This is a genomic window from Enterococcus sp. AZ091 (assembly GCF_051714805.1).
Classification (GTDB): domain Bacteria; phylum Bacillota; class Bacilli; order Lactobacillales; family Enterococcaceae; genus Enterococcus_D; species Enterococcus_D gallinarum.
This window is the reverse complement of the sequence record NZ_JBIOSO010000001.1, coordinates 1,579,063-1,602,500: the sequence shown is the minus strand read 5'-3', so window position 1 is coordinate 1,602,500 and position 23,438 is coordinate 1,579,063. Positions and strand designations below refer to the sequence as shown.

The 23,438-nt window shown below is 40.1% G+C and carries 19 protein-coding genes, 1 tRNA gene and 1 rRNA gene (1 of these 21 running past the window's edge); 6 read left to right on the top strand and 15 right to left on the bottom strand.

The genetic code is table 11. From position 1 onward, the window contains the following. The 9 genes from IGJ28_RS08020 to dnaE form a co-directional block, all read right to left on the bottom strand. Window positions 1-1,000 (bottom strand): 16S ribosomal RNA (locus IGJ28_RS08020); it reaches 560 nt to the left of the window's first position. Between the two features lie 714 nt (window positions 1,001-1,714). Continuing rightward, the gene (locus tag IGJ28_RS08015; protein WP_081132372.1) at window positions 1,715-3,214 is read right to left on the bottom strand and encodes a HAMP domain-containing sensor histidine kinase; all 1,500 of its coding nucleotides are present in this window, start codon (window positions 3,212-3,214) and stop codon (window positions 1,715-1,717) included. A gap of 14 nt (window positions 3,215-3,228) precedes the next feature. Beyond that, window positions 3,229-3,915, bottom strand: a complete 687-nt coding sequence (locus tag IGJ28_RS08010; protein ID WP_003127863.1) for a response regulator transcription factor — start codon at window positions 3,913-3,915, stop codon at window positions 3,229-3,231. Between the two features lie 144 nt (window positions 3,916-4,059). Then, window positions 4,060-5,481, bottom strand: coding sequence for an NADP-dependent phosphogluconate dehydrogenase (gene gndA, locus IGJ28_RS08005; protein ID WP_438845322.1), 1,422 nt, complete (start codon window positions 5,479-5,481; stop codon window positions 4,060-4,062). 198 nt (window positions 5,482-5,679) lie between these two features. Then, window positions 5,680-5,859, bottom strand: a complete 180-nt coding sequence (gene rpmF, locus IGJ28_RS08000; RefSeq protein WP_003127860.1) for a 50S ribosomal protein L32 — start codon at window positions 5,857-5,859, stop codon at window positions 5,680-5,682. 56 nt (window positions 5,860-5,915) lie between these two features. Further along, window positions 5,916-6,476: a YceD family protein gene (locus IGJ28_RS07995; protein WP_005472104.1), complete on the bottom strand. Its 561-nt coding sequence runs from the start codon at window positions 6,474-6,476 to the stop codon at window positions 5,916-5,918. 197 nt (window positions 6,477-6,673) lie between these two features. Then, window positions 6,674-8,458 (bottom strand): pyruvate kinase, encoded by a 1,785-nt coding sequence (gene pyk / locus IGJ28_RS07990; RefSeq protein ID WP_438845321.1) that lies wholly within the window; start codon window positions 8,456-8,458, stop codon window positions 6,674-6,676. An 84-nt stretch (window positions 8,459-8,542) separates the two neighbouring features. Continuing rightward, entirely contained in the window at window positions 8,543-9,505 is a 963-nt protein-coding gene (pfkA, locus tag IGJ28_RS07985; protein WP_003127857.1) for a 6-phosphofructokinase, read from the bottom strand. A gap of 168 nt (window positions 9,506-9,673) precedes the next feature. Then, the gene (dnaE, locus tag IGJ28_RS07980; protein ID WP_438845320.1) at window positions 9,674-12,982 is read right to left on the bottom strand and encodes a DNA polymerase III subunit alpha; all 3,309 of its coding nucleotides are present in this window, start codon (window positions 12,980-12,982) and stop codon (window positions 9,674-9,676) included. Window positions 12,983-13,131: 149 nt separating this feature from the next. Here dnaE and IGJ28_RS07975 point away from each other — a divergent pair, with 149 nt between their 5' ends. After that, window positions 13,132-13,314, top strand: coding sequence for a YjzD family protein (locus tag IGJ28_RS07975; RefSeq protein ID WP_003127855.1), 183 nt, complete (start codon window positions 13,132-13,134; stop codon window positions 13,312-13,314). 47 nt (window positions 13,315-13,361) lie between these two features. Here IGJ28_RS07975 and IGJ28_RS07970 read toward each other — a convergent pair whose 3' ends face one another. Beyond that, window positions 13,362-14,564, bottom strand: coding sequence for a multidrug efflux MFS transporter (locus IGJ28_RS07970; protein ID WP_005472097.1), 1,203 nt, complete (start codon window positions 14,562-14,564; stop codon window positions 13,362-13,364). A 239-nt stretch (window positions 14,565-14,803) separates the two neighbouring features. Next, the gene (locus IGJ28_RS07965; protein ID WP_003127853.1) at window positions 14,804-16,243 is read right to left on the bottom strand and encodes an NCS2 family permease; all 1,440 of its coding nucleotides are present in this window, start codon (window positions 16,241-16,243) and stop codon (window positions 14,804-14,806) included. Window positions 16,244-16,510: 267 nt separating this feature from the next. Here IGJ28_RS07965 and IGJ28_RS07960 point away from each other — a divergent pair, with 267 nt between their 5' ends. Next, a complete protein-coding gene (locus IGJ28_RS07960) occupies window positions 16,511-17,314 on the top strand; it encodes a Cof-type HAD-IIB family hydrolase (RefSeq protein WP_003127852.1) in 804 nt (267 codons plus the stop codon). A 93-nt stretch (window positions 17,315-17,407) separates the two neighbouring features. Here the strand turns inward: IGJ28_RS07960 and asnB are convergent, their stop codons facing one another. Beyond that, a complete protein-coding gene (gene asnB / locus IGJ28_RS07955; RefSeq protein WP_003127850.1) occupies window positions 17,408-19,303 on the bottom strand; it encodes an asparagine synthase (glutamine-hydrolyzing) in 1,896 nt (631 codons plus the stop codon). A gap of 367 nt (window positions 19,304-19,670) precedes the next feature. Here asnB and IGJ28_RS07950 point away from each other — a divergent pair, with 367 nt between their 5' ends. Continuing rightward, window positions 19,671-19,820 (top strand): hypothetical protein, encoded by a 150-nt coding sequence (locus IGJ28_RS07950; RefSeq protein ID WP_003127849.1) that lies wholly within the window; start codon window positions 19,671-19,673, stop codon window positions 19,818-19,820. 95 nt (window positions 19,821-19,915) lie between these two features. Here IGJ28_RS07950 and IGJ28_RS07945 read toward each other — a convergent pair whose 3' ends face one another. The 3 genes from IGJ28_RS07945 to IGJ28_RS07935 all read right to left on the bottom strand — a co-directional run bounded on the left by IGJ28_RS07945 (window position 19,916) and on the right by IGJ28_RS07935 (window position 21,077). Continuing rightward, entirely contained in the window at window positions 19,916-20,077 is a 162-nt protein-coding gene (locus IGJ28_RS07945; RefSeq protein WP_252712334.1) for a hypothetical protein, read from the bottom strand. A gap of 263 nt (window positions 20,078-20,340) precedes the next feature. Next, window positions 20,341-20,428: transfer RNA gene (locus tag IGJ28_RS07940), tRNA-Ser, on the bottom strand. 82 nt (window positions 20,429-20,510) lie between these two features. Next, window positions 20,511-21,077 (bottom strand): TetR/AcrR family transcriptional regulator, encoded by a 567-nt coding sequence (locus IGJ28_RS07935; protein WP_005472096.1) that lies wholly within the window; start codon window positions 21,075-21,077, stop codon window positions 20,511-20,513. 283 nt (window positions 21,078-21,360) lie between these two features. Between IGJ28_RS07935 and IGJ28_RS07930 the strand changes: the two genes are divergently transcribed. From IGJ28_RS07930 to IGJ28_RS07920, 3 genes are all read left to right on the top strand, one after another. Further along, the gene (locus IGJ28_RS07930; protein WP_103301305.1) at window positions 21,361-22,119 is read left to right on the top strand and encodes a threonine/serine exporter family protein; all 759 of its coding nucleotides are present in this window, start codon (window positions 21,361-21,363) and stop codon (window positions 22,117-22,119) included. Further along, complete coding sequence (locus IGJ28_RS07925) at window positions 22,116-22,589, top strand: threonine/serine exporter family protein (RefSeq protein WP_252712335.1); 474 nt, start codon at window positions 22,116-22,118, stop codon at window positions 22,587-22,589. The genes IGJ28_RS07930 and IGJ28_RS07925 overlap by 4 nt, the downstream gene beginning before the upstream one ends. 249 nt (window positions 22,590-22,838) lie before the next feature. Next, window positions 22,839-23,438, top strand: coding sequence for a TVP38/TMEM64 family protein (locus IGJ28_RS07920; protein WP_003127844.1), 600 nt, complete (start codon window positions 22,839-22,841; stop codon window positions 23,436-23,438).

The following is a 23,438-nucleotide window of genomic DNA, read 5'->3' as shown; positions in this document are numbered from 1 at the left end:
AAGGTTCTTCGCGTTGCTTCGAATTAAACCACATGCTCCACCGCTTGTGCGGGCCCCCGTCAATTCCTTTGAGTTTCAACCTTGCGGTCGTACTCCCCAGGCGGAGTGCTTAATGCGTTTGCTGCAGCACTGAAGGGCGGAAACCCTCCAACACTTAGCACTCATCGTTTACGGCGTGGACTACCAGGGTATCTAATCCTGTTCGCTCCCCACGCTTTCGAGCCTCAGCGTCAGTTACAGACCAGAGAGCCGCCTTCGCCACTGGTGTTCCTCCATATATCTACGCATTTCACCGCTACACATGGAATTCCACTCTCCTCTTCTGCACTCAAGTCTCCCAGTTTCCAATGACCCTCCCCGGTTGAGCCGGGGGCTTTCACATCAGACTTAAGAAACCGCCTGCGCTCGCTTTACGCCCAATAAATCCGGACAACGCTTGCCACCTACGTATTACCGCGGCTGCTGGCACGTAGTTAGCCGTGGCTTTCTGGTTAGATACCGTCAAGGGATGAACATTTTACTCTCATCCTTGTTCTTCTCTAACAACAGAGTTTTACGATCCGAAAACCTTCTTCACTCACGCGGCGTTGCTCGGTCAGACTTTCGTCCATTGCCGAAGATTCCCTACTGCTGCCTCCCGTAGGAGTCTGGGCCGTGTCTCAGTCCCAGTGTGGCCGATCACCCTCTCAGGTCGGCTATGCATCGTGGCCTTGGTGAGCCGTTACCTCACCAACTAGCTAATGCACCGCGGGTCCATCCATCAGTGACGCAAAAGCGCCTTTCAACTTTCTTCCATGCGGAAAATAGTGTTATACGGTATTAGCACCTGTTTCCAAGTGTTATCCCCTTCTGATGGGCAGGTTACCCACGTGTTACTCACCCGTTCGCCACTCTTTTTCTTTCGGTGGAGCAAGCTCCGGTGAAAGAAAAAGCGTTCGACTTGCATGTATTAGGCACGCCGCCAGCGTTCGTCCTGAGCCAGGATCAAACTCTCATAATGATTTGTTTGAACGATCCATAGGATCGTTAAGCTCAAATAAAATTAACTTTGCTAGCTATTGCTTGAATGTATTTTGCTTCATATAATGAAGCGCCCTACACATTGGTTCGTTTGCTTGCTTTGTTCAGTTTTCAAAGGTCTACTGCGCTGCGTTAGCAACTTTTAAATCATATCAGATCAACAAGTGAATGTCAACTCTTTTTTTAAAAGTTTTTTCAAGCGATTGTTATTTAATCACTCTTTATCTCTCAGCGACTTTTATATCTTATCATCTCGAAAGCTTTGTGTCAACAACTTTTTTGAAAGTTTTTTCTAACTTTTTAAGTTTTTTTACCTAATGCTTTCTGACGACTTTGTTATAATAACATCTGTCTTGATCTTCGTCAACATTTATTTTGAAAAAATATTTGAAAGATTTAAACAGTGACTATCACAAAGACAAATACTAATATAGCAATTCTACTGCGAAAAATCAACAAAAAACAAAGCTTTTTCTCAACATTTTTTTTAGCCGAATCTTTCTTCTATTCTTTATCTCATCGTTCGCTTTTATAGCAATAATTGCGTTTTATAACTATTCGTGTTCCTCAATCGTTCCTGTTTATATGAACAAGCAGAAACGCTGTCCATTAAGTAAGATCCCTTATAAAGAAAAAACCAGCTGATTGTCGCTAACCTACAACAACCATCTGGTTTCTTCGCAGAGGATCTGCGCTATTTCAAAACATCCTTACTAGATTGAACCACAGGAATATATATTCTAAAAATCGTTCCTTGCCCAATCACACTTTCTGCAGTAATGCGCCCTTTATAACTTTCCAATAATTGCTTAGCAATGGATAGTCCTAACCCATTTCCCCCTTTGGTTCTTGCTCTCGCCTTATCCACTCGATAAAATCGATTGAAAATTTTATCCAAGTCATCTTTGCTGATTCCTTCACCAAAATCCTGAATTGCAATCTCAAACGTTTGTCGATCAGAAGAAATAGATAAATGGACCTCTTTGCGATCTGTGGAGTACTTGACGGCATTATCTAAGATGATAATAATAATTTGTTCGAAATGATTCCGATAAATTTTTAAAGTCAATTCGTGGTAAAGATCATCATCCAATGTGAAAACAAATTCCGGGTAAAGAATTTTAAAATTATTAAATACTTGGTATACGACTTCTTTGGCTTTTGTCGTTTCATTCGCATAGTGGACATCTACTTGCTCAGCTCTGGAAAGGTCGAGCATTTCCTGCACAAGTGTCTTCATTCGACTGATTTCTTGCATGCTGGCTGCAAGCGATTCATCTAATACTTCTGGATCGTCCTTGCCCCAGCGCTGCAACAGGCTCATATGTCCTTCAATGATTGCCACTGGCGTCCGTAATTCATGAGAAACGTCCTCTACAAACCGTTCTTGCTGCTCGATATATAGCCGCATACGGTCGAGCATCTCATTAAAGATGTCTGCCAAATCAGATAATTCATCATTTGTATTCAGTTCAGGCATATGCACGGTCGATTGGGGATTCTTTCGAACGGTTTCCATTGTATCCCGCAAAACTTTCAGTGGCTGCAAGAAATAAGCAGATAAGAAAAAACCTAAAACGCTACTGAGAATCAAGGAAACGACTTCAAGTATGATTAGCGTTAACAAGAGCTTACTGCGAATTTCATAAAATGAGGTCAGTTCATAAAATGTCTGAGCATAACCAATTTTTTCTCTCGTTTCTTTTGAGTAGATTGGCTGGATCGACAAAAAGCCTGTAATATTGTCCAATGTCACGATCGTGGGCGGCTTTCGCTGCACATCGATCAGAGAAAGATTATTTTCATGGGTTTTGAAAATCAATTCCTGATTCAGATTATAAACAAATAAGCTCAAAGGAGACTGGCCTAACTCGGAAATAAACGAGTCGATCTTCATTAAGTTCCCATCAATTGTTGAAGTTCGGTCGTAGATGCTCGTATCACCACTATCGTTCTTAGTTAAATTGCGATAGGTACGCACCAATGTCAATTCTTGGTCTGAATTGGCTAACCTAGAAGCTACTTCCGACATCGTACGCTCCACGTTATTTTCTTCTTTAGCCACAAGCAGGTTGATAGACGTTTTGTAAGTGATGACTGCAAAAATTGTAAAAACAACAAATATAAAGAAAGAACTTGCGAAGGCCCACTTCACAGTCAAAGAAGGCCCCTTCAGTTCTTTTAGTTTTTTCATTCTTTTTTTTAAGCTCACGAACGCATCACGTATCCTGTCCCCCGAACAGTTTGGATATAGCTCTCTTCTCCAGGTACGTCGATCTTATTCCGTAGATAACGAATATACACATCGACTACGTTGGTTTCTACTTCTGTTTCATAACCCCAAACTTTGTTCAGCAGAACATCACGGGCTAAGACGACATTGACGTTCTCCATCAAAGTAAGAAGCAACTCGTACTCACGCTTCGTCAATTCAATGACATCACTGCCTCGACGCACCACACGGTTTTCTTTCTCGATGGTTAAATCACGATAAGTGATCGTCGTTTGTTTGGCAACATTTTTGTCTCCTTCAATGTCGATTCGACGTAACAGCGCACGCAAACGAGCTAGTAGCTCTTCAATCGCAAAGGGTTTCACGATATAATCGTCTGCTCCGTGATCTAGCCCTGAGACCCGATCGATCACTGAATCTCTTGCTGTCATCATAATGATTGGCGTATTTTTGGTCTGGCGCACACGACGGCAAACTTCTAATCCGTTTAGTTCTGGTAGCATCAAATCAAGTAAGATGGCATCCCATTCATTGTTCAACGCTGCATCCAATCCAGTTCTGCCATTATAATGTACTTCGGTATTATAGCCTTCATGCTTTAATTCTAATTCCACGAATCGAGCTAAGTTCTTTTCATCTTCAATGATTAGAATATTACTCATTAGTTAGAGCTCCTTTATCGGTTATTCTGCATATAGTTAGACACTATCTGCTTTATTTTATCATGTATCTAAAAAATAAAAAAGAGATTGACCGAAAGTTCTCACTGTTCGGTCATTCTCTTAATTTGTTCTCAATTGTTCGACTTATTCTTCCTCATACCAAGAGTAGTGGTAAATTCCTTCTTTGTCCGTACGTTCATACGTATGGGCACCGAAATAATCCCGCTGTGCTTGGATCAAGTTTGCAGGCAAACGATCTGAGCGATAAGAATCAAAATAAGCAATTGCTGAAGAGAATGTTGGGACTGGTACGCCAGCTTGGACTGCCAATGCTACGACGTCACGAACGGATTGTTGATAGCGTTTTGTGATTTCCTTGAAATAGTCATCAAGCAATAAGTTTTCGATATCCGTATCTTTTTCATAAGCATCGGTGATTTTTTGCAAGAATTGCGCACGAATGATACAACCTGCACGCCAGATTTTAGCAATTTCACCAAATGGCAGTTGCCAATCATACTCTTTTGATGCGGTCCGTAATTGCGCAAAACCTTGTGCATAGCTCATGATTTTGCTGAAATACAATGCTTCCCGAATTTTCTCAACAAATTCTTGTTTGTCTCCTGTAAATTCGAATCCTTTAGGTTTTGGTAAGACTTGGCTAGCATTCACTCGTTCTTCTTTATAAGCAGAAATATAACGCGCAAAGACAGACTCTGTGATCAACGGCAGTGGAACACCAAGATCTAATGCACTTTGACTCGTCCATTTCCCCGTTCCTTTGTTGCCGGCAGCATCTAAAATCACATCAACGATTGGTTTCCCAGTATCTAAATCGTCTTTGCGTGTTAAGATGTCTGCTGTGATTTCGATCAAGTAGCTATCTAATTCGCCTTTATTCCATTCAGAGAAGATCTCCGCCATTTCAGAAACAGATAGCCCTAGAATTTTTTGCATCAAATCATAGGATTCAGCAATTAGCTGCATATCTCCATACTCGATACCATTGTGAACCATTTTTACATAGTGTCCTGCACCATTTGGTCCAATGTAGGTAACACAAGGAGTGCCATCTTCTGCTTTTGCTGAGATTTGTTCCAAAATAGGAGCCACTAACTCATACGCTTCTTTTTGTCCGCCAGGCATGATTGACGGGCCTTTCAATGCGCCTTCTTCTCCACCAGAAACTCCGGTACCGATAAAGTTGATACCAGAATTTGCTAATTCTTCATTACGACGGATTGTATCTTTGAAGAATGTGTTTCCTCCATCGATCAAGATGTCCCCTTTTTCAAGATGAGGCAATAATTCTTGGATGGTTGCGTCTGTCGCAAAACCCGCTTTGACCATCAAAAGAATGCGTCGTGGTCTTTCGATCGATTGTACGAACTCTTCAATCGTATAGGTTGCTTTAAAGTTTTTATCTGGATGTTCTTTTACTACTTCTTCTGTTTTAGATCCTGTACGGTTGAATAGGGCAACTGAATAACCGCGGCTTTCAATGTTCAACGCTAAGTTTTTTCCCATGACTGCCATACCGACAACGCCGATTTGTTGTTTTGTCATCACTCATCCTCCTAAGATTCAGTTATCTGTTTCATTATAGCGCAAAAGATAGTTGTTTTGAACTATTCTCTTTCAAAGAGTAAGAATTATTTCAGAAAAGTTCTAGTTTTCATGAAACTAATCTGAAACAAAAAGAAAAATCCTAAGGCTCCATGGTTAGCCTTAGGATTTTGAAATCCATTTTTCTGTAAAAAAGGATTATGCTTCTTTTGTTGCTACATCTTTTCCATCGTAATGACCACAGTTTGAGCATACATGGTGGCTTTTTTTCATTTCACCACAGTTTGCACATTCGTTCAAACCGTTGATTGTCAATTTGTAATGAGTACGACGTTTTGCTTTTTTCGCTTTAGAAGTTCTTCTTGCTGGTACTGCCATTTTGCTACACCTCCTTGTAAATGAAAGCAACCTTGAGGCTGCAATTTATTCCAATCCTACGCGTTATCATCTTCTGAATCATTGAACAGTTCCGATAATTTTGCAAGACGAGGATCAATTTGTTGGGCTTGCGCTTCTTTTTGGTTTGCATAGTCTTCTTCTGATAAAACAGCCCAGTCATTTCCTGACGGCATTTCTGTGCTATTTTTTTCTTCCTCAGTAAGGACTTGCATGGGAATCGCAAGTAATAGGTTATCAGCAACTGAATCATCCAAACTGATCGTCTGACCTTCAATGATCAAGACATCTTCTTCTGGAATCATTTCATCTCGCCGCTGAAATTGCTCTGGTGTCATGAAGAGTTCATCCACTGTAAAATCCATTGGCAAAGCAACTGGAGTCAATGAGCGTGTTGAAGGTAACGTAATCGTTGTCTCCACTCGATAATGTAGGAGATATTCATGTTTTCCAACAGACATCATACCAGTGATTTTCACAGGAGACAAATCAATGATCTGTCCATCGCGTTTTATCAATTGATTTTTTAAGTTCAACGTTTCGTCGAACATTAGCGGTGTCTCTTGGTATTTTTTTAATTCCAATAAAGACCATTTCATTTTTATCACCCCTAAGCAACAAAAGCAATTATACAGGGGTTATTTCCCTTTGTCAATGAAATTTTCTTGACACCTTTTTCATTTCTACAGCTGTAATTTTACGCACAAAAAAGTGATTGCTTTTAGAGAAAAAAACAACAGACTCGCTACTTATGCACGAGCCTGTTGCCTCCATTAATCAATCTTTCGAAAGAAGATTAGATAGCTGTTGTTTCTCCACGGTAGACGATTCCACGACGAGAATCCACAGTAATCAATTCACCATCTTTGATCGTTGTTGTGGCATCTTTTGCCCCAACGATCACTGGAAGGTCTTTCGCAATGCCGACAACTGCTGCATGAGAAGTCAAACCGCCGTCTTCAACAACAAGTGCTGCTGCTTTCTCGATTGCAGGCATATATTCTTTATCTGTTGTTGGAACAACTAAGATCATGCCATCTTTTGCTTTAGCAATTGCTTCTTCTGCACTGTTGGCTACAACGGCATTAGAAACGATTGATTTTTCACCGATTCCTTGTGCTTCAAGCAATTTAGAACCGATCATTTGAATTTTCATCACGTTCGTTGTTCCACGTTCTCCAACTGGCACACCAGCAGTGATCAAAATCAAATCGCCTTCTTTGGCAAAACCAAGATCCACAGCTTGTTTAGCTGCTAATTCGAACATTTCGTCAGTTGTTGAAGTTTTTTCAGCAACTGTTGGATAAACACCCCAGTTTAACATCAAACCACGTTTTGTACGTTCGTCGAAAGTTACTGCCAAGATATCTGCATCTGGACGATATTTTGAAATCATTTTCGCAGTATAGCCAGATTCAGTTGCAGCAACGATTGTTTTTACACCAAGATTTTTAGCTGCACGTGCCACAGAAAGACCAATTGTTTCTGTTACATCAGTTTTATCAAATTGGTTGATTTGGAAAGTACTCATTTCTGCTAAAGCATTTTCTGCTTCGATATCGATACGAGCCATCGTTGCAACAGCTTGTACAGGATAGTCTCCGTTTGCTGATTCTCCAGATAACATGGTTGCATCTGTTCCGTCAAAGACTGCATTGGCAACGTCAGAAGCTTCTGCGCGTGTTGGACGAGGATTTTGTTGCATTGATTCTAACATTTGAGTTGCAGTGATAACTGATTTACCTACCGCATTACATTTTTTGATGATTCGTTTTTGAACCATTGGTACTTCTTCTGCTGGAATCTCAACACCCATGTCTCCACGAGCAACCATGATACCGTCAGAAACTTTGATGATTTCATCAATGTTGTCGATACCTTCTTGAGATTCGATTTTAGAGAAGATTTGTACATGAGTCATGTTCTTTTCTTCAAGAATTTCACGAATTTCTAAAACGTCTTGAGCTTTACGTACGAATGAAGCTGCGATGAAGTCGATATCATTGTCTAATCCAAAACGAATATCGTCAGCATCTTTTTCAGTAATACCAGGCAAGCTGATTGATACGCCAGGTGCATTGACCCCTTTACGAGAACCCAACATTCCTGCATTTTTAACAACAACAACTAATTCACGTGCTGCTTCGTCTTTTTCGATGATCTCCATATCGATCAAACCATCATCAAATAAGATATGGCCGCCTACATATACATCATCAAATAATCCAGGATAGGTCACTGCAATCTTTTCTTTTGTTCCTTTGTGTTCTGGGTCCATTGAGATACGTGTTTGGTCACCAACGTTGAATTGGATATAGCCGGCACGACCATAATCTGCTTCAGTTGTGTCTTGAACGGTTGTACGGATTTCTGCTCCTTTAGTATCTAAAAGAATCCCTACATCTTTACCAGTTTTCTTGACCGCTTCACGCACCATTGTCATACGTCCTAATTGTTCTTCATGATCTCCATGAGAAAAATTGAAACGGAAGACATTTGCACCGGCTTCGATCAGTTCAGAAATAATTTCTACACTATTACTTGCTGGTCCTAATGTGCTGACGATTTTTGTTTTTTTCATTACTAAACGCTCCTATTCATTTATTTAAAATAGCTTAATAAGCTTTTTTTACAAAATTACTGTTGCGTTTCATACTTCCTAAACTTAAAAGGAAATTTCCTTGTTCAAGTCGTATAAAGAAATATCTGGTTTGTGACGATTGTTTTCAAGCGTTTCGATGATATCTGCAGCAACCATCTGGTTGTTTTCGATACCGATGCACAATCCGCCTTTGCCTTGTTGAAGCAACTCAACTGCGTAAGCACCAAATTTACTTGCTAGAACGCGGTCTCTTGCGCTTGGTGATCCGCCACGAACAACGTGTCCTAAAATCGATACCCGCGTGTGGAAATCGCCATATTCAGATAATTTATCAGCAAATTCGTTTCCGCCCATCACGCCTTCTGCTAAGACGATCAAGCAGTGTTTCTTACCGCGGTCCCGTCCTTCACGAATTCGGTTCGCAACAACGGCCATATCAAAGTCATGTTCTGGGATGATGATCTCATCTGCCCCACCGGCAACTCCTGACCAAAGCGCAATGTCACCTGCACCACGACCCATTACTTCGATTACGAATGTCCGGACGTGAGAAGTTGCAGTGTCACGAATTCGGTCGATTGATTCCAATACTGTATTGATTGCTGTATCAAAACCGATAGTAAAGTCCGTCCCAGGAATATCATTGTCAATCGTTCCTGGAATACCGATCGCCGGAAAACCATGGCGTGTTAGAGCCATCGCACCATGATAAGAGCCGTCGCCACCAATAACGACCAACCCTTCAATACCGAATTTTTTCAGTTGTTCAATCCCTTTCAACTGACCTTCTTGTGTCGCAAATTCAGGATAGCGCGCAGAGTACAAGAATGTACCGCCTCGTTGGATCTTGTCACCTACATCTGCCACATCAAGACGGCGAATATCTCCAGCTACCAAACCAGCATAGCCGTAATTGATTCCATATACTTCCAGCCCATCAAAGATAGCCTTTCTTACAACTGCCCGAACCGCTGCGTTCATCCCCGGCGCATCGCCGCCACTGGTTAGAATTCCAATGCGTTTCATTATCCATTCACCTCATTAGTAGATTTGTTTAGGGAATTGGAACTCCCTTATTTGATACTTTTCAAGTAATAACCACGAGTAGTATTTTACCATTATTCCAGAGAAATGTCTTGAAATAGTGGGAAAAAGTTGAAAAAAGTGTAAGTAAAATTTAACGTTTTCGGAAAATTACTTGAAAATAACATTTTCCTCTCCCAACAAGTGCCCAAGCTTTCTTTCCATTTCTTCGTCTTTTTTTAGCCAGTTCTCTTCCGTCAGCAACACTTTTTTCCCGTTGCTTTCATAGAACAACACCACAGGAACCCGGCCTCGATGCTTTCTCAGCAACTGCGACAATTCTTGCAAATGGTTCGTCTCAACATCACGTGTGATCTTCAGATAACACGTTTGATCTGTTAGCTGTGCTTGCGCTTTTTCAGCTAGCTCTATTTTATCAGCAATCAGTTGTATTTCACCATTGTAACGACTTACTTCCACTTTTCCTTCAACATACAAGACGGCGTTTTCTGCAACGTCAGATCGTATGTGACGATACAATGTGGGAAAAACAGTGATTGAGACTTCTTTACTAGCATCTGTCCCTTCAAGAAACGCCATTTGCTCTCCTTTTTTTGTACGGATTTCTCGAATTTGACGCACATAAAATAGTATCCGGACACGTTCGTTGGGAACTAAGTCAGCGATTGCTATCGTCTGCTTCAACTGTTGCAGCTTCTGATATTGTTGGACAGGATGACCTGATAAATAAACCCCTAGATATTCTTCTTCCAACGCTAACTTTTGCTCTAAGTCATAATCAGCGACTTCGGCTTCTTTGAGAGCCATTGTCTCTAACAAATCGAGACTGCCGCCACTATAGGTGATATTTTGGATTTTCCCTTCTAATTGGATAAGTGCTTGCTTCCGATTAGTGACCAATTCATCAAACGCACCAATACTTAACAACGGACGGATATAATCTTCTTTCAGCCATTTGTTATTCTTTTGATGCAAGCGCAACAGGAATTGATCTAAGGAGGAGAATGTTCCATTCTCCTTTCGTTCATCTAAAATATCTTGAATCAGGTCTCTACGTATTCCTTTAACACTGCTAAAGCCAAAACGAATCTGTTTTTCCGATTGAAGATAGAAACTATAGCCACTCTTGTTGATGGACGGCGGTAAGATTGCTACACCATACCGAGTCGCTTCATTCAAATATTCTTTTAATTTACCTGGATTATTCCTAACCGAGTGCAATAATGCAGCAAAAAATGGTCCTGGATAATGTACCTTTAAATACGCCATTTGGAAGCCGATAAATGAGTAGGCAAACGCATGAGAACGATTGAACCCGTAATTGGCAAAACGCTCAATATAATCGTAAACTTCTTCTGCTTTCTCCGCGGAAAAATGGTTGGCTACGGCTCCTTCAACAAAATGGCGCCGTTCTTCATCTAGGACGTCTTTTTTCTTTTTGCTGATGGCTCGCCGCAAGATATCTGCTTGACCAAGAGAAAAGCCTGCCATTTTAGAAGCAACTTGCATGATTTGTTCTTGATAAACAATGATTCCATAGGTATTTTGTAAAATCGGCACTAAAGCAGCATCCGGATAAACGACTTTTTCCTGTCCTTTTTTCCGTCGAATAAACGTATCGATATTTTGCATAGGTCCTGGCCGATACAACGCATTGACGGCTGCGATATCTTCGATACTTTCAGGTCCAAGTTTTCGCAAAACATTTCTGATCCCCGCTGACTCAAACTGAAAGATTCCGGCAGTATCGCCTTGCTGAAATAGTCGCAGCACAGCTGGGTCATTTAAAGGAATAGCTTTCTGGGTAACTGTTTCATTTGTAACTCGCTTGATCCCTCTTAAAGTATTGTCAATGATTGAAAGATTCCGTAATCCTAAAAAATCCATTTTTAACAATCCCACTGTTTCCACATCATTCATTGTGAACTGAGTCAAGAGGATCTCATCACTTCCTTGTTGAAGGGGGACTAGGTCCAAGAGATTCTTGTCGCTGATCACCACACCAGCTGCATGGGTGGAAACATGTCGAGGCAATCCTTCCAGTACCTTAGCCACTGCAAACATCGTTTCATTTCGTTCATTGAAGGTAGCCAGTTCTCGTAATTGATTGGATTGTTCATAAGCTAAAGCCAATGTCATTTTTAATGCGTTAGGAATGGCTTTTGACCAGCGATTGGCTTCGCTTTGTGACAAACCAAACACTCGTGAAACATCCCGCAGCACCATTTTGGCCGCCATCGTTCCAAAAGTAGCAATTTGCGCCATGTACTCCTGACCATATTTTTGACGGACATAATGCAAAATCTCATCACGTCTGTTATCAGGAATATCTAAATCGATATCGGGCATAGTATAGCGTTCGGGATTCAAGAAACGCTCAAACAGCAAGTCATATTCAATTGGATCGACATCGGTGATGGCTAATACGAAAGCTACTAATGAACCTGCTGCTGAGCCCCGCCCTGCGCCGGTAACAATTTCGTTCTTGTGAGCAAAATCCATCACATCCCAAATGATCAAAAAGTAATCGTCAAATCCCATTGTATGAATAACGGATAGTTCATAATCCAAACGCTGACGGTAAATATCTGTGACCTGCGTAATACGTTCAGACAACTTTTCAAAACACAGTTTTCTAAGAAAATCAGCCGCATTTTCCCCTTCTTCTAAAGGGAAATGCGGGAGCAAACGTTGATGGAGAGGAATCGTCAGAGTACATTCTTCTGCAATTCGCTGATTATTTACCAATGCTTCTGAATTCTCTCCAAATGCCTGAATCAGTTCCGCAGGCTGTTCTAAATAATACGTTTCGGAAGATTGTTCCTTCGCTTTACGAAAATCTTCGATCTGAGTACCGTTCTTAATATGTTCCATGACTTGAACAGCAAATAGTTCTGCTTGTTCCAATGCTGCTACGGGTTGATAAGCGCACAGCTCAAGACCATGCTGTTGAAACCACTCTCTTTCTGGCGTTGCCGCTGCTTTTTGAACACCCAGGAAAAGACTCTTTTGATCAAAACGAGCGACAAAGTCTGTCAATGCTCGAGAAAGCTGTGCCAAGTTTTCCGATTGATCTGGAGAGAAACCTTGCCCTTGCGGCAAAATACCAAACAGATCTGGTAACGTTAAGTATTCAGATAGATCCAAGTGACCGTTGATCATTTTCTCACTGGAAAGGCGCATCAATAATCGGTAGCCTGATAGATTCTTTGCAAAAAGATACAATGGAAAACGCATAGTGGACGTGCCAAACGTGCAATCGAATAATACACCAATCACAGGTTTGATTCCGGCATTTTGGCATTGCTGATAAAATTCTAAGGCTCCATATAACACATTGTGATCTGCCAGCCCCAAAACTTTATAACCAGCTTTTTTGGCAGCAGCAATATAACGAGGAATTTTGATCGTACTTTGAAGTAAGGAATACGCGCTTAAGGTTGTCAATTGATGATACATAGAAAATCCCTCCGAAAATGATAATTCCGTTTGTTTCTGCTTTATTTCTAATTTGAAAAGAATAAATGAAAATGTGAAAATCTTTACATTGAAATTTTTTGTGATAAACTAAAGTCGAAAAGCAAGATACGCAGAAAAGAGGTGTCGTCATGCGCTACTTAGCAACATTATTTTGGACATTTATCTTAGGCCAAGTTGTCGGCTATCTAGGCAGCTCACTAGCGGGAGCTACTTATGATTTCCAATTGACCTCAATCATCTCTTTGGTAGCAGGTGTACTAATTATCCTTCTTGGTTTGATTGCACCTTCGCCAAAAAAGACAAGTCATTAATAGAAGAAAAACCAGTTACCTTCATTGTAACTGGTTTATTTTTCTTTTCAACTGAGATCGTGCTTATGAAAATTTTTACGGAAATTAAATGTAGAAAGACAAATATTCAAAAAGACAAACGCACTGGTTACCCAAAACACGGCTGGGTAGCCAAAACTATGGGCAACGGTTGAACCGACCATTGGACCAAGCACTTGTCCAAAGTTAGAAAACATTTGGTTGTAACTATAAATTCGACTAACACCTTCCATTGGGGTGATTTTACTGATCAACGTATTGATCGATGGCATTAACGCACCAGTAGAGAAGCCCAAAAGAAAGCGTAGAACGCCCAATTGGAATGGTGACGTAACAAAGCCCATTGGAATAAAGCAAAGGAATGAAAGCAGTAGTCCTCCTAATAACACTTTATGATTTCCGTAGCGGTCCCCTACTTTACCTAATATTGGCGAAGAAATAATAGCTGAAACACCGGCAATCGATACGATCAACCCGCTGACAAATAAAAGGTTTCCTGTATTGCCGCTTAGATCACGGATATATAAAGTCAAAATTGGACTAATACTTGTTACACCAAGTTGCAGGATCAATGAAGTAATAAATAAGCCAATCAATAGTTGTAGGTTTTTGATTTGTCCAAAAATTTCTTTGACAGATAGAAGGTCCCCTTTTTCAACAGGTGCGAAATCTTCTTGAACCAAAAAGATCGTTAGCAGCAATGTGATCAAAAGAACGACCCCTGTGATGATAAATACATTCTTCATACCAAACCACTGTGCTAAAGCACCACCCATAGAAGGCCCGATCAAGTTTCCGGCGATAGCTCCGGTTGCTAATGTTCCTAGTGCCCAGCCGCTCTTTTCTTTCGGGGCTTGAGAAGCAATCAATGCTGTCGCATTTGGAATATAACCCGAAAGGATCCCCGTAAAGAAGCGCATAATCAATAGCCAGTAGACATTCGGTACAAAGGCTAATGAGCCCATGGTGACTGTCATACCAGCAGCCGCCCGAATCATCATCAATCTGCGACCTTTCTGATCTGCTAAATTCCCCCAAACCGGCGCAATGATTGCAGCTGCAAACGCGGTCACTGAGATTGCCAGACCTGAAAACAGCTCGATTTGGCTTTTTGGCGCCCCCAACTCTTCAATATATAGCGGAATAAACGGCATAACTAAACTAAAACTTGCACCAGTAAAAAAACAGCCAATCCAAGAAATTAGGAGATTTCGTTTCCAATCAATTTTCATGTCAAAACCCTCTTTCTCTTAAACTATACCGCATTTTTTAAAATAGTAAAATTAAAAAAGACAGAAGATTGTGTGATCTGTCTGCAAAATAAAACTATCCCCACTACAACTGATTTCGCCTTCTTTGTTCTTTACAGCCCACATAAAGCAGCTCATCGACCAAAGAAAGAATCCGTTATAGTTTGGATAGTTCATTGTCAAAAGCACGACCAGAAATCAGTGCTCTTTATTGATTGGTACTAGCTGATCACAGCTAAAATAATGAAGTTCAAAATAAAGAGAATATTTACGACCCACAAAATTGGAGATACTTCGCGGAATTTTCCTTTTACGACTTTAACGATTGCGTAAAAGATAAAACCAGCTGCGATTCCATAAGAAATGCTGTAACAAAGTCCCATAAAGATCGAAGCAAAGAATGCTGGAACTGCTTCTTCAAGATCCGACCAATTGATATCCGCAAATGAAGCGAGCATCATCACACCGACTAAAATCAATGCCGGCGCTGTTGCTTGAGCAGGGACCACGGAAATCAATGGTGAAAAGAAACTACTAATGGCAAACAAAGCTGCTACTACCACTGAAGTCAATCCTGTTCGTCCCCCAGCACCGATCCCGGCAGCTGATTCAACATAAGTAGTGGTATTAGATGTTCCAAAGATCGCACCGATCGAAGTTGCAATTGCATCGGCAAAAAGGGCTTTGTCCATCTTTGTATTGAACCCTTTACTATCTTCCAACGCTTCTTCGTCTTTTTGAGAAAAGATTCCAGTACGGCGCCCTGTTCCAATAAATGTGCCGATAGTATCAAATGTATCTGAAAGACTAAAGGCAATAATCGTCATGATCACTTGAGGAATTTTAGCAGAATCACTAAACAATGAACCCATTCCCTCTGGGCCAAACGCAGCGCCAAAAGTTGTTCCAAGTTCATTAATTGAACTTCCCAAAGAGTTTCCTTGCCAATCAATCGTGCTTAAATCGACCACACCCATCAAAATACCAATGATCGTTGTCCCTAAGATACCGATAATAATTGCTCCTCGGACGTTTTTAACCACTAATAACGTTGTTAAAACCAAGCCAATGATTGCCAAGATAACTGGTGCATTATTAAAGTTAGCGAGTGCCGGCACGATGCCTCCATTAAATGAAGCACTAACAATCGTATCACCATCAACAGTTGATCCAGTAACTGCTGCAGTATCCGCGCTGAAACTTAATAGATTGGCATTTTTCAACCCAACGTAAGCAACGAAGATCCCAATCCCACCACCGATGGCATGTTGCATGCTCTCTGGAATGGCGTGAATAATCAATTTACGAATTTTAGTGATCGTGATCAAAATATTGATCACACCACAGATAAAGACCATAGCTAATGCTTGTTGCCAAGAATAGCCTAACCCAAAGACAACTGTAAAGGTAAAGAAGGCATTCAATCCCATTCCTGGTGCTTGCGCATACGGTACGTTTGCAAAGAGTCCCATGACCAGCGTTCCAATGACAGAGGCAATGATGGTTGCCAGAAAGACTGCTTGAAAAGGCATACCAGATGCGGAAAGAATCGAAGGATTAACAAAAAGAATGTAGCTCATTGCAAAGAAGGTGGTTACCCCAGCCATCACTTCTGTTGAAACAGTTGTTTTATTTTCTTTTAATTTGAAAAACTTTTCCATGTAAATCGTTCACTCCTACAAGATTAGTTAGTGTTTCTGAAAAGAAAAGAATAATTGCACTTTCCATCGAACAATTACAAATTATAGGCGAATCCCCTCTATTCCACAATAAAAAAATTAACAAAAACCAAATATTTTATCCGAACGTTCGTGTTTTATCAAGAAGCTGATTTTTTCCAGAAACTTACCATCCCCCTTTCATCTCTTGTGAAATCAGTAAAATGTGTTACACTTAAACAACTAGAAAAAGAGAATGGAGCGAGTCGAGTGAACAAAAAACTAATTGCCATCGATCTAGACGGCACTACTTTAAATACAGAGTCCCAAATTTCAAAGCGGACATTTGATGTTTTGACACGAGCAACGAAAGCTGGACATTATGTGACCATCGCAACCGGTCGTCCTTTTCGAATGAGTGATCAGTTTTATCGTCAATTAGCCCTAAAAACACCTATGATCAATTTTAATGGAGGTTTGGTACACAAACCTCGTCAAGTATGGGCAAATGAAACAGAATTCTCTGTGTCAAAAGAAATCGCTTTTGAACTAATGGCTCAAAAAGAGAACCTGAACTTAGATTTTGTTGCTGCAGAAAATCGGGAAACCTTTTTTATCGATCAACTTGAAGGCTTTGATCAGCGTTTCTTTTCTTCCGATAGTATTACTGAAGAAAACTTATTGAAGAACATGAAATCTGATCCGACTTCTTTATTGGTCAAAACACAAAATGAATTCGCTGAGTCTGTTGCTTTACGAATCAACGATCAATTCAATGACACGGTTGATGTCCGTACATGGGGCGGTCCTCATGCAATTTTGGAGATTGTTCCAAAAGGGGTCCATAAAGCATTAGGTCTATCAGTGATTTCCGATTATCTGAAGATTGATCCCAAAAATATTATTGCCTTTGGCGATGAACACAATGATCTAGAAATGTTGGAATATGCCGGCTGGGGTGTAGCTATGGCAAATGGAACCGCACAATTAAAATCTATTGCCAATGATGTAACGGATAAAACCAATGCCGAGGACGGCTTAGCTGACTACTTGGAAAATTTATTAGCCCTATAAAAAGACAAAAAGAAACACGAGGATTCGATGTCTCTCCTCTCCAAAGTCTGTATGAAAATGGACTTTAGAGGGACTACATCTGTCCTCGTGTTTTTAAATTGTTTCGTAAATGATTGTTTCTGCCTTAGGAATTTTTTCATCAATGAAGAATACTTTATACCAGGTCAAGAAAGTGTAGATCGTCCAGATTTTCCGTTGAAGTCCTTGTTTACCGGCGCGATGATCAGCCAATAATTGCAAAATCTTTTCTTGGTCAAAGAATTCTGCAGCAAAATCCGCTGTAAATAGTTCTTTGACGGTTTTGTAACCAGTCCCTTCTTTCAGCCATGCTCGAATAGGGACCGGAAAACCTAATTTTTCCCGATTGGCCCATTCTGTTGGGAGGTGACGATTTGCTGCTTGACGAAAGACATCTTTCGTATTGTACTGATTGATCAAATATTTTGTCGGAATCGTCTGTGCTACTTTCATGACTTCAATATCAAGTAATGGCACCCGTAATTCCAAAGAACTAGCCATTGACATCTTATCTGCTTTTAATAAGATGTCTTTGGGCATCCATTGATGAACATCCAAATACTGCATTTTGTTGACTTCTTCATCAAGATCTTTGACTTTTTCATAGTATGGGGCAACGATTTCCGCCACTGATGGACCACTAGTATAGTCTGGATGCAATATCTCAGTGGCTTCTTGCTCTTCAAAGACCAGTGCTTGCCCGATAAAGAAATCTTTTGCAGGTGCGGTGGCTTCATAGAGATGAATTCGTCCATGGAAGTTTCTCATATTACCAATTGTCCGGCCTAATTTGAATCGAATATTCTTAGGTAATTTTTTCAATCCTTGAGCAAATACACGAATCATCTTGGAGTTCGTATGCCAACCATAAGCAGCATAGCCGGCAAATAATTCATCTGCACCTTCACCAGATTGTACAACACGAACATGTTGCGATGCGAGATTAGCTAAAAAGTAGAGCGGGACACAACTCGGATTGGAGTCAGGCTCATCCAAATGATACTGGATCAGTGGAAAAGCGTTGAAGGACATCTCGCCATCAATCACCGCTGCTGTATTGTTCAATCCCAGCATCTTGGTCAATTTTCTAGCTTCAATTGCTTCATTATAGGTCTTGTCATCGAATCCAATTGAGAAAGAATGATCTGGACGCAGAACAGCGGCAACATAACTTGAGTCGACACCGCTTGATAAAAATGACCCTACTTCTACATCACTGATTTTGTGTGCAGCAATCGATTCTTGAACGGTATCATCGATTTTTTGGACCCAATCTTCTTTGCTATAGTTTTCTTTATGACTGTAGTCTGCATCCCAATATTCATGAATGTCCATGACGCCATTTTTATAAGTAAAATAGTGACCTTCTTGTAAGCGATAAACGCCTTTAAAGAAAGTCTCGCCATTTAGTGGCGAATATTGAAAAGTCAAATAGGGTTTTAAGGCATCCTTATTCAATTCTTTTTCAAAATCTGGATGTGGTAAAAAACTCTTGATTTCTGAACCAAACATGAATGTACCATTCATTTCCGCGTAATAATAAGGTTTGATTCCGAAATGATCTCTTGCCCCAAAGAGTTCTTGCTTTTCGCGATCCCAAATGGCAAAAGCAAACATGCCGCGAACTCTTTGCAATAAATCAGTTCCCCACTCTTCATACCCATGAAGAAGAACCTCAGTATCTGCATGAGTCGTAAAGACATGTCCAGCTTGGATCAATTCTTCTCTTAAAGATTGAAAGTTATAGATTTCACCATTAAAAATGATTACTTTCGTTCCATCTTCATTATAAATAGGCTGCGTACCGCCTTCTAAGTCAATAATCGATAAACGCCGAAAGCCAAGAGCAACTTGGTCATCAATGAATTTTCCAGAACTATTAGGACCGCGATGAATGATTCGATCCATCATCTGTTCAATGATTTCGGCTTTTTGGTCTTTAGTATTAACGAAACCTACAATTCCGCACATATTTTCACATCCATTTTCATTTTCCTTTTTCATTTTCCCTGAAACAAATCTTATCTTACCATAAATTGAGTAAAATTAAATTTAAAAAAAATATAATAAATTAATTATTTAACCCAACAAAAAGAGTTTTTCAAGCAAAACCGCTTCATACCGCTTTTTACTCAGACACTAGAGGAGCTTCCTTACAAATTTGTTATTTGATTTTTTTAGATAACTTCTGTTCTCCTTAATAAATTTTTAGTAAACTTCCTCTACCATTCAGTTATTATTGGACAGACGCCAAGCAACGTGTTATTCTGATCATGGAATTTCGTTATCAACTTAACCGTTGCCTTTCGTTACGAATAACACTGAAAGGAGAATGACTATGACATTCTATAACACAGAACTACAATATCGAGTTACTCTAGATACAAAACTGAACCTTTTTATCGTTTTTGATAAAAAAGATGCTAACCGTTTTGCAACTGGTGTGACGATCGAACAAGCTGTACAAGAATTGACTAAAACTGCATAAGGAGTTCATCCAAATGAAGGATACCGATTCGTACTGAAAGCACCTCGCTAAGACTAATAGCAGGTGCTTTCTTGTTTTGTTATGAAATTAAACAGCTACTCCAACTGCTTTTCCTCTTCTGGCTCTTTCTTTTGTCCCCTCTGCTGTTCATCCAACTGCATGATCTCATCTACTGATTCATCCTTCAAAAAAACGGATAGTCCCTTAACAGCTAATTTCGTTTGGCGCATGACATAATCTTTTTCAAACTCAGCCATTTTATCACCTTCTGCTTTCTTGTTCTCTTTCTTCTAGTTTAATCGATTTCGTTCAAAAAAAGAAGCAATGGCATGACATTATCAAAACTCGTTTCCTAAGCTCTCGATGCTGCCTGAATCAACTAATCAACTCATTAATTAAATTTTATGAGTCGTGTACGATGCTTTTCTCATACCTCGGGCCCCTCCTCCCCATGTCTTTACTTACAAAACAAAAAAGCCTATCACCAAGGATAGGCCAAACGCTTCAAAGCGTTACTGTAAGGAGAGTACAGGATTTGAACCTGCGCGCCGGGATGAACCGGGTCGGCGGATTTCGAGTCCGCTGCATTACCACTCTGCCAACTCTCCATAACGTTTATTTTCTACTTTTTTCAGAAAAAGTCAAGAAAAAATCTGCAATCCATCCGAAAAAATGGTTGCAGATTCGTTATTATTGAAAGATAAAAATGTCTGTTCTATCTAAAATCCCAGTGATCGTTTCCTCGATCACCTTAATGATTTGTTCCTCCGTTGGCGTAATGATTCCAGCTGACATCAATGAAGCAATGCCGGTAACAACGATCCAAGCACCATTGTGCAAGGCTGTAATCGCTTCTTCCGATAGATCCGCATACTTTGGTTCGGACTTGATCAATTTTTTGAAATAATCAGACGAAAAATCGTGCATCAATTTCCCTCCGCCATAGTCATCTACGAAAAGAGCAATATACAAGTTGTGTTTTTCTTGTGCGAAGTGAATGTAGTTTAATCCTAAATCAATGACTTTATCACCAGTCCGTTCAACAGGAAACACGTTTTCTGAAAGATCTTTGAAGACCGCTTCAACTAAAGTGTTTTTCAAATCCTGCATGTTTTCAAATTCCAAATAAATCGGTTGTGTTGAAATCCCCATTTGCTTTGCTATATTTCGGGCGGTAAAGTTGCCAAATCCTTCTTTATTGATCAACTCATACGCGGCCTTCAAAATATGTTCTCTTGTATAGACCTTTCTTCGCATCAATAAATCCCCCTTTTCCTTTATCTAATTGTAACCGAGATTTTCCAAATTGAAAAACAATATACTCATTTCGTTATCTTATAACTGTCTGAATTGTTCTACAATTATATCCACACCGCTATTTGTGAAGTTTTTTACCAATTTAAATAAAATGGTTGCTTTCAAAAAATAAGATATTTTCTTTATTATTAGTTATTTAACTCACCGGATACTTCTCTTGTTGAATTGGAATGAAAAAGGTAAACTAAAGGAGGATTACTTTTCAAGATAGAGAGGCGTTAAAATGCAAGAAACAAATGAGTTATTGTTAGAAACTTGCCTCTTGGCAGGAAAAATCATGATGGAGAATGGTTCCGAAGTTTATCGAGTCGAAGATACCATGAATCGTATCGCTGCTAACGCTGGCGAAGCCAATAGTATCAGTTATGTGACCGCTACAGGCATCTTTATGGGATTACGAAGCAGTCACTACGCTCAAGTTGAAAATGTTCATGATCGTGTGATCAATTTGGAGAAAATAGTGGCCGTCAATCGGCTTTCCCGGTCGTTCGCAGAAAAACAGATCACATTACCGCAGTTGTATGCATCTCTTAAAGAGATCAATCAAGTCACACCAAGCTTTCCTCTCTGGTTACAAGTATTGAGTGCTGGAGTGGTCAGCAGTACATTAATGATTATTTTTGGCGGCAATTGGTCTGATTTCATTGTTACTTTTTTCATTGGCAGCATCGGGTTCATTACAGGTCTCTGGGTGAAAAAAGCGATTGATATCCGCTTTTTGGATATGTTCGTCGCCTCTTTAGTGATTGGCTGCTTAGCGATCCTATCTGTTCGCGGGGGTTTGGCGGGAAATGTTGACAACCTGATCATTGGTGCCGTGATGCCGTTAGTTCCTGGAGTGGCCATCACAAATTCATTTCGTGATATTCTAGCTGGCCATCTGATCAGTGGAACTGCGCGAGGAACTGAAGCTATCTTTACTGCAGCCGCAATCGGCGTAGGAATCGCTACAGTCTTCACCTTGTTTGGAGGGTTATCATGACCATTTTGATTCATGTCTGTTTTAGTTTTTTAAGTACCGTCACCTTTGGCATATTAACAAATATACCGAAACGTGCATTGATTGCAACCGGGATCGCTGGAACTGTTGGATGGATGATTTATTGGCGGCTGCATGAAATGGGTCATGGCATTGGTAGTGCCAATTTTTATGCTGCCTTTGCGGTTGGCTGTGTCAGCATCTTTTTTTCACGACGCAAGAAAATGCCCATGATCATCTTCAATATTCCTAGTTTAGTTCCCTTGGTCCCCGGTGGTCCGGCTTATAAAGCTGTTCGTGAATTTGCCTTGGGAGATAACCTTTTGGGATTAGAGAACCTCATGATTGTTTTGATCACTGCAGGAGCAATCGCGGGCGGGTTTATGATGACGAGTGTCGTTGAAAAGACCATCGCAAGTTGGCAAAACAAACGAAGAGCACGACTTGATAAAGAGGAGACAACTAGGAAATAAATATAAAAAATGAAAGCAATAACTAAGGATGAAAACAACTTGCCTATCGATCACTCGTGATAATTTGTACATGAATTGCTAAATTTTTCTTATTTCAGACTTTAGTACAATGCCTTCTTGCTATTCTTCTTTTATAATAAGGGTATCAAATCTTACAAATTTGTTTGACGAATGTCATTTATTTTGCTGGATTTTTCTAATTACACCACGTATAGTGGAATTAGAAACGAATAAAGGAGATGAAAGTCTGTGAGTATCGCCACTTCTCGTCGTATCATTAATACGATATCAATTATAGGATTAGGGCTATCTATTGCCTTAACGATTTACTTCATTAATCTAGGTGTCTTTAAAGATATTAATGCACTGCGTGGTTTGGTAGGCAACTCTGTTATTTTGGGACCAATCATCTTCATGCTGCTACAAATTTTACAAGTTGTAATTCCGATCATTCCTGGTGGGATATCCAGTGCGGCTGGCGTCTTGATTTTTGGACCATATCTTGGATTTGTCTACAATTATGTTGGCATTAGTATTGGTTCAGTGATCATCTTCTTGCTTGGCAGAAGATATGGTAAACCATTTATCCTCAGTATGATCAGTGATAAAACATATGATAAATATATTGGCTGGTTGGATAACCAAAGTCGATTTGAAAAACTCTTTGCACTTGCTATCTTTTTACCGGTAGCACCGGATGATGCCTTGTGTTTGATGGCTGGACTAACGAATATTTCAGTCAAGAAATTCACTTTGATCATTTTATTGGCAAAACCATTATCGATTTTCTTATATAGTATGGCATTGATTTATGGCGGTACGTTTTTAACAGGGCTATTAGGCGGCTAA

Coding starts and splice junctions, on each gene's coding strand:
- IGJ28_RS07945 (WP_252712334.1), bottom strand. CDS start 20,077: ATGGCTGAGTTTGAAAAAGATTATGTCATGCGCCAAACGAAATTAGCT.
- IGJ28_RS07930 (WP_103301305.1), top strand. CDS start 21,361: ATGCAAGAAACAAATGAGTTATTGTTAGAAACTTGCCTCTTGGCAGGA.
- IGJ28_RS07935 (WP_005472096.1), bottom strand. CDS start 21,077: ATGCGAAGAAAGGTCTATACAAGAGAACATATTTTGAAGGCCGCGTAT.
- IGJ28_RS07965 (WP_003127853.1), bottom strand. CDS start 16,243: ATGGAAAAGTTTTTCAAATTAAAAGAAAATAAAACAACTGTTTCAACA.
- rpmF (WP_003127860.1), bottom strand. CDS start 5,859: ATGGCAGTACCAGCAAGAAGAACTTCTAAAGCGAAAAAAGCAAAACGT.
- gndA (WP_438845322.1), bottom strand. CDS start 5,481: ATGACAAAACAACAAATCGGCGTTGTCGGTATGGCAGTCATGGGAAAA.
- IGJ28_RS07925 (WP_252712335.1), top strand. CDS start 22,116: ATGACCATTTTGATTCATGTCTGTTTTAGTTTTTTAAGTACCGTCACC.
- IGJ28_RS07995 (WP_005472104.1), bottom strand. CDS start 6,476: ATGAAATGGTCTTTATTGGAATTAAAAAAATACCAAGAGACACCGCTA.
- IGJ28_RS07970 (WP_005472097.1), bottom strand. CDS start 14,564: ATGAAAATTGATTGGAAACGAAATCTCCTAATTTCTTGGATTGGCTGT.
- asnB (WP_003127850.1), bottom strand. CDS start 19,303: ATGTGCGGAATTGTAGGTTTCGTTAATACTAAAGACCAAAAAGCCGAA.
- dnaE (WP_438845320.1), bottom strand. CDS start 12,982: ATGTATCATCAATTGACAACCTTAAGCGCGTATTCCTTACTTCAAAGT.
- pfkA (WP_003127857.1), bottom strand. CDS start 9,505: ATGAAACGCATTGGAATTCTAACCAGTGGCGGCGATGCGCCGGGGATG.
- IGJ28_RS07950 (WP_003127849.1), top strand. CDS start 19,671: ATGACATTCTATAACACAGAACTACAATATCGAGTTACTCTAGATACA.
- IGJ28_RS08010 (WP_003127863.1), bottom strand. CDS start 3,915: ATGAGTAATATTCTAATCATTGAAGATGAAAAGAACTTAGCTCGATTC.
- IGJ28_RS07975 (WP_003127855.1), top strand. CDS start 13,132: ATGCGCTACTTAGCAACATTATTTTGGACATTTATCTTAGGCCAAGTT.
- pyk (WP_438845321.1), bottom strand. CDS start 8,458: ATGAAAAAAACAAAAATCGTCAGCACATTAGGACCAGCAAGTAATAGT.
- IGJ28_RS08015 (WP_081132372.1), bottom strand. CDS start 3,214: ATGAAAAAACTAAAAGAACTGAAGGGGCCTTCTTTGACTGTGAAGTGG.